Below are 5,745 nucleotides of genomic sequence, written 5' to 3' on the forward strand. Positions count from 1 at the left end.
GCAGAAGTAGTCCCAGATGCTCAGATAAGACTTCGTTTTGAAAGCTTTGACAATATGAATGAGAAGTACTATGGAAGTAAACCAAAGGTGGGTGAGGGTCATGACAGTTACCTTATGACGAGAATAAGATTAGGACTTAATTACGAATTTAATGACAATTGGAGTGCTAAGGTTTCCCTTCAAGATGCAAGAGTTTTTGACTGGGGATTTACAAGCGATGACTGGTACAACAAAGAGTTTGGACAAGTACATAGCTCACAAAGTGATTCTTTTGAACTAAGTAAAACATACCTCAAATATGAAAACTCAAATCTCGCTATAACTGTTGGTAGACAAAGTATCTCATACGGTGATGCCAGAGTTTTTGGCCCTGGAGAGTGGAAGAACGCTGGAAAATGGATTTGGGATGCCACTAAAGTTTCTCTCAAAGATGGTGAGCATTTTTTAGATTTTTTTTATGGTGCAACTATGCTCCACGATCCTGATCAGTTTAGCTTAAATCACCGTCATAGCTATTATGGTGGAGGGGTATACGGACATTATGTTTATAAAGAACATGCTGCATTTGAACCTATCTTTGCTTATAAACAAAACAGAAAAGAAAATGAGCTCTACAACTCTTTAGAGAGCTTTTATGCAGGGGCAAGAGTTTATGATAATGATATCTACAGTTATTTTTTTGATGCAACTTATATAAGCTCTTTTGGAGATTACACTAAGCTAACAAATGAGACGGTTTCTATTGATGGTGTAGGCTATCATATCGATGCAGGTTATCATTTTAAATCTATTAATACTAAAGTTGGAGTAGGTTATTCATATGCAAGTGGCGATAATCCAAATACAAAAGAGAATGAGACTTTTGATTCAGCATTTGGAGCGAGTGATAAGTATTATGGAAGGCTAAATCTTATGCAGTGGAGTAACCTTAAAGATTATGAATTATTTAATGTTTATAAGCCAAATAAAAAAACAAGTATTAAGCTTGAATATCATAGATTTTATGCTGATGAACAAACTCAAAAATGGTTAAGTTACACAATTTCCTCTATGAAAAATGACCATTATGGAGATGAAGTAGATATTTTTATGACACATAAATACTCAAAAAATATTGATCTTCTCTTTGGCGTAGGTTATTTTATAAGTGGAAGCTATATAAAAGAAGCTACTACTAAAAATAGTTATATAACCGATGAAAATGCTTTTGGATTGGTTGCGCAGATTAAATATAATTTTTAGTATGAAAATAGTGGTTTTGACATTCTTTTAGATTGAATTAGCAGGTTATTGTTTTTTAGTCTAAATAGAGTGGATTCTCTATTTAAACCAGTTTTTCATTTTATCTATAGCAGAATCTAAGACGCTCTCATGTGGCTTTGATTCTATACCAAAAGATTCTTGAAGCTTACTTATGAGCTCACGCTGCTCATCAGTTAGCTTTTTAGGATATGTAATATTTACCTGAGCGATTAAGTTTCCTTTTCCATGTCCATGAACGTCATCTACGCCTTCACCTTTAAAGACAAAGTGCTGTTTATCTTTTGTTCCAATATCAAGTTTTAACTCTAGCTCACCAGTTAAAGATGGGATGTTTAATGTATCTCCTGCTACGGCTTGAGTAAAGAATACTGGGATAGCAATATAAACATCATTGCCTTCTCTTTGGAAGTGTTTATCAGGTTTTACACTAAAAGTGACATATAAATCACCTCTTGTTCCTCGCTTGCCAATGTTTCCTTTGCCAGAAACTCTAAGGCGATTACCATCATCAATTCCTTTTGGGATTTTTATAGTAACATTACTTCTCTCTTCATGATAACCTTTTGCATTACACTCCTCACATGAAGCTGATGGTGCTGAGCCAGTTCCTTGACACGTTGGACAGGTTTGAGAAAATGTCATAAAGCCTTGCTTCATAAAAACTTGACCTTGCCCTTTACACTGTGTACATGTAGATAGCTTGCCATCTTTCGCACCAGTTCCGCTACAGCTTTTACAAGAGTTTTTATATTTATATTCTATATCTTTTTCACATCCAAAGATTGCTTCATTAAAACTAATTTTAATGTCCACATTCATATCAAGATTGTATTTTTCCATATCTGCAGGATTTTGACGACGACGTGATGAACCACCACCAAAACCGCTAAACATCTCTTCAAAAATAGAGCCTAAATCATCAAATCCACCAGATGAACGCCCACGACTACCCATTCCAGAGAGACCCTCTTTTCCATATCTATCATAGATGCTTTTTTGTTTATCATCACTTAGGCATTGATACGCTTCGTTGCATAGTTTAAACTTGCTCTCAGCTTCGTTATCCCCTGGATTTTTGTCTGGATGGTAAGTCTTAGCCATCTTTCTGTAAGCTTTTTTGATTGTTGTTTGGTCTGCGTCTTTTGAGACTTCTAAAATTTCGTAATAGCTTAAATCTTGCATATTATAATTAATATCTCCACTCTTTAATATTTTTTCGTAATTATATCGTTAAATATTTAATGTTCATATAATTAGCCTTATTTGGTATAATTGCACTTATGAAAAAAAATATACTCTACTTAATTACAATTTTATTGCTAGTAGGATGTTCTAAAGAGCCTAAAATAGTTACTTATGAAGGTGCTATTTATGAAAAACCATCAAAAGTAACATTTGAAACTATGCCCAATACTGAGTTTATAAAAAGCAGTTTTGAGGAGCTTCCAGATTGGGAGAGTGAAAACTATAAAGATGCACTAAACTCTTTTATAAACAGCTGTAGCACAACAAAAACAAAATCACTTTATAAAGAACTGTGCCAAGAAGCAAGCAGAGTAAATGATCCAAAAAGATTTTTTATAGAAAATTTTTTACCTTACCAAGTTGATATGACAAAAAATGAGGGTGATGGGCTTCTAACAGGCTATTATGAACCTCTTTTAAGAGGATCTTTGAGTAAAAAAGAACCTTATGTATATCCAGTTTACTCAACTCCAAGAGATTTACTAGTTGTTGATTTTGTCGAGCAGTATCCAGAACTTAAAGATTATAGACTCAGAGGACGTAAAGAAGGGAACAAAGTAGTTCCATACTACTCAAGAAAAGAGCTAAGTAAGCGAAAAATAGATGCAGATATTGTCTGTTATGTTGACAACAGAATAGATCTTTTTTTCTTAGAGGTGCAGGGCTCAGGGAGAGTACAACTTGATAGTGGAGAGATGATTTATGTTGGTTTTGATAATTTAAACGGATATAAATACAGCTCTATTGGAAAGTATCTTATAAATGCAGGTGAGATGAGTTATGCTCAGGCTTCTATGAGCGGGATTAAAGATTGGTGCAATAAAAATCCATCACGTGTAGATGAACTTCTACATCATAATGAGTCAATGGTATTCTTTAAAAAAAGAGCAAAACCAGCCTCAGGTGCGCTTGGTATTGTTTTAACTCCAAATCGCTCTGTTGCGGTAGATAAAAGTTATCTACCACTTGGAAGTATGCTCTATATGAGTGCAAATACTAAAGAGAGAGATTTAAACAGAGTAGTAATAGCTCAAGATACAGGTGGAGCTATTAAAGGAAGTGTTAGAGCGGATCTGTTTTTTGGTTATGGGGATGAAGCTGGAAAAAGTGCTGGAAAGTTAAAAGCGCCTCTAAAGCTGTGGATATTGTTGCCAAAAAAAGAGTCTTAAAAAATGAGCGAAAGTTTAGAAAAATTTAATAAACTAGTTGAAGCATTTGGTGAACTCCCTACAATCGGTAAAAAGTCAGCAATAAGATTAGCATATCACATAGTTATGAAAAATAGTTTTGTTGGTATAAAAATAGCTCATGCTATTGAAGAGGCACTTGGAAGTATAAAGCAGTGCGCTTCATGTGGTGGAATGAGTGAAGATGAACTCTGCTTTATATGTTGTGATGAGAGCAGAGATGAGAGCATTCTTTGCATAGTTGAAAATGCAAAAGATATTCTTTTATTGGAAGAAAATAGACTCTTTGATGGGAGATATTTTGTTTTGGATTCATTAGAAAACTTTAATCTCTCTGGTTTAGAACACTTAGTTAAAAATGGTATCAAAGAGATTGTGTTTGCGTTAACACCCTCTATTGCAAATGATGCGGTTATGTTATATATTGAAGATAAATTAAGTAACTTTACTATAAACTACTCAAAAATTGCTCAGGGTGTACCTACTGGAGTAAGTTTAGAAAATATAGATTTGTTATCTCTAAGCAGAGCATTAACAGATAGGGTAAAGGTGTGAAATGAGAGTGATTTTTACACTCCTTAGTCTAGTTATTTTTGGACTTAGCGGATGTAGCTCAAAGAGTGTTCAAGAGCCAAACAGTGTACTTATTGAACAGAGCGATGATGATGAGCTAGACTCTTTTAGTGATGAGATGGAAGTAAAAGAGATTTACGATCCACTTAGTGGTTACAATAGAATTATGACCTCTTTCAATGATGGCGCATACGAGTATGTTTTAAAGCCTGTTTCAACTGGATACGCAAATGCACTTCATAAAGAAATCCGTATAAGTATCGATAATTTTTTTAACAATATCTATTTTCCAATGAGTTTTGTAAATAATATTTTACAAGGCAAATTCTGTTATGCAGGACAAGAAGGCGCTAGGTTTGTAGTAAATACAACAGTTGGAATAGCTGGACTTTTTGATCCAGCAAAGAGCTATTTTGAGATTGAAGCACATAAAGAAGATTTTGGACAAACTCTTGGCTTTTATGGAGTAGGTAGTGGACCTCATATTGTATTACCTCTTCTTGGGCCATCAAATTTAAGAGATTTAGCAGGTATGTATCCTGATTCATTCTTGACATTTATTGATTATGATGAGAGAAGCTATTGGACTCTTACAGATACTCCACCAGAATATATTGGTGCAAAATCTTTTGAGTATATAAATTATATATCTTTAAACAAAGAGAGATATGAGAAGATGAGAGAAGATGCGGTAGATCTTTATCCATACTTGAGAGATATTTATGAACAACGCAGAAATAAGCTGATTGAGGAGTAGAGTTGAGAAGTATTGGTAAAGTTTTTTTTCTATTATTAAGTATGTTTTTATTTACACAAAGTTTGGTTGCAAATGAGCAACAGGAGTTAAAAAAACATTTTTTAAGTAAGATAGATGAAGTTATTTTGATAGTTGAAGATAAAAAACTCTCAAAAAATGATAGAAATGCAAACATTGTAAAAGCACTAACGCCAATGTTTGACTTTGAGCTTATGGCAAAACTTAGTCTTGGAAATAGATGGAAAGAACTATCATCCACTGATAAGAAAAGATTTGTAAAACTTTATGTCCAGAGAATGAAACAGTCTTACTCATCCAAGATAGATGCCTACAAAGATGAAAAAGTTGAAGTGAAGCGTTTAGAGCAGAAAAAACCAGACAGAATAGCTCTCATAACTGATCTTATAAGTAAGCAAGACAAGCTCGAAATTGTTTATAAGTTTCACAAACCAAAAACTCCAATTGAAACTAAAGATAACTGGTTGGTTTATGATGTAGAGATAATAGGTGTGAGTATTTTAAAAACAGATATAGCTCAATTTAGAGAGTTTTTACAGACAAAAACCATAACAGCGCTTATGGATGCTCTCTCTAAGCAGTCATAGAAAAATATGCTGCATAATTTATATAAAAACTATCTCTTAAAATATCCAAAAATTATTCTCTCTTTTTTGGCTGTTTTTGTAGCAATCATGGCACTCTTTGCCATGAGGCTTGAGA

General features: G+C 33.7%; 6 protein-coding genes. 5 read left to right on the forward strand and 1 reads right to left on the reverse strand.

Going from position 1 to position 5,745, the window contains the following annotated elements:
- Positions 1-1,242 (forward strand): alginate export family protein (locus tag PHI38_RS08570; protein ID WP_299855097.1); only part of this gene is annotated, 1,242 nt, incomplete at its 5' end.
- Positions 1,243-1,320: 78 nt separating this feature from the next.
- Here the strand turns inward: PHI38_RS08570 and dnaJ are convergent.
- The gene (dnaJ, locus tag PHI38_RS08575) at positions 1,321-2,445 is read right to left on the reverse strand and encodes a molecular chaperone DnaJ (RefSeq protein WP_299855099.1); all 1,125 of its coding nucleotides are present in this window, start codon (positions 2,443-2,445) and stop codon (positions 1,321-1,323) included.
- A 98-nt stretch (positions 2,446-2,543) separates the two neighbouring features.
- On the opposite strand from dnaJ, the gene PHI38_RS08580 reads away from it, so the two are divergent.
- The 4 genes from PHI38_RS08580 to PHI38_RS08595 are packed head-to-tail and all read left to right on the forward strand — an operon-like array spanning position 2,544 to position 5,630.
- Positions 2,544-3,677, forward strand: a complete 1,134-nt coding sequence (locus tag PHI38_RS08580) for a murein transglycosylase A (protein WP_299855102.1) — start codon at positions 2,544-2,546, stop codon at positions 3,675-3,677.
- A 3-nt stretch (positions 3,678-3,680) separates the two neighbouring features.
- Positions 3,681-4,250 carry a recombination mediator RecR gene (recR, locus tag PHI38_RS08585; protein ID WP_299855104.1) on the forward strand — a complete coding sequence of 190 codons (570 nt, stop codon included), beginning with the start codon at positions 3,681-3,683 and terminating at the stop codon, positions 4,248-4,250.
- 1 nt (position 4,251) lies between these two features.
- Positions 4,252-5,025, forward strand: coding sequence for a VacJ family lipoprotein (locus PHI38_RS08590; protein WP_299855107.1), 774 nt, complete (start codon positions 4,252-4,254; stop codon positions 5,023-5,025).
- Between the two features lie 2 nt (positions 5,026-5,027).
- Complete coding sequence (locus PHI38_RS08595) at positions 5,028-5,630, forward strand: ABC transporter substrate-binding protein (protein ID WP_299855110.1); 603 nt, start codon at positions 5,028-5,030, stop codon at positions 5,628-5,630.
- The last annotated feature ends 115 nt before the right edge of the window (positions 5,631-5,745 follow it).

Origin of the sequence: Sulfurimonas sp. (genome assembly GCF_028694895.1) — a bacterium.
Taxonomy (GTDB): domain Bacteria; phylum Campylobacterota; class Campylobacteria; order Campylobacterales; family Sulfurimonadaceae; genus Sulfurimonas.

Coding starts and splice junctions, on each gene's coding strand:
- PHI38_RS08590 (WP_299855107.1), top strand. CDS start 4,252: ATGAGAGTGATTTTTACACTCCTTAGTCTAGTTATTTTTGGACTTAGC.
- PHI38_RS08580 (WP_299855102.1), top strand. CDS start 2,544: ATGAAAAAAAATATACTCTACTTAATTACAATTTTATTGCTAGTAGGA.
- dnaJ (WP_299855099.1), bottom strand. CDS start 2,445: ATGCAAGATTTAAGCTATTACGAAATTTTAGAAGTCTCAAAAGACGCA.
- recR (WP_299855104.1), top strand. CDS start 3,681: ATGAGCGAAAGTTTAGAAAAATTTAATAAACTAGTTGAAGCATTTGGT.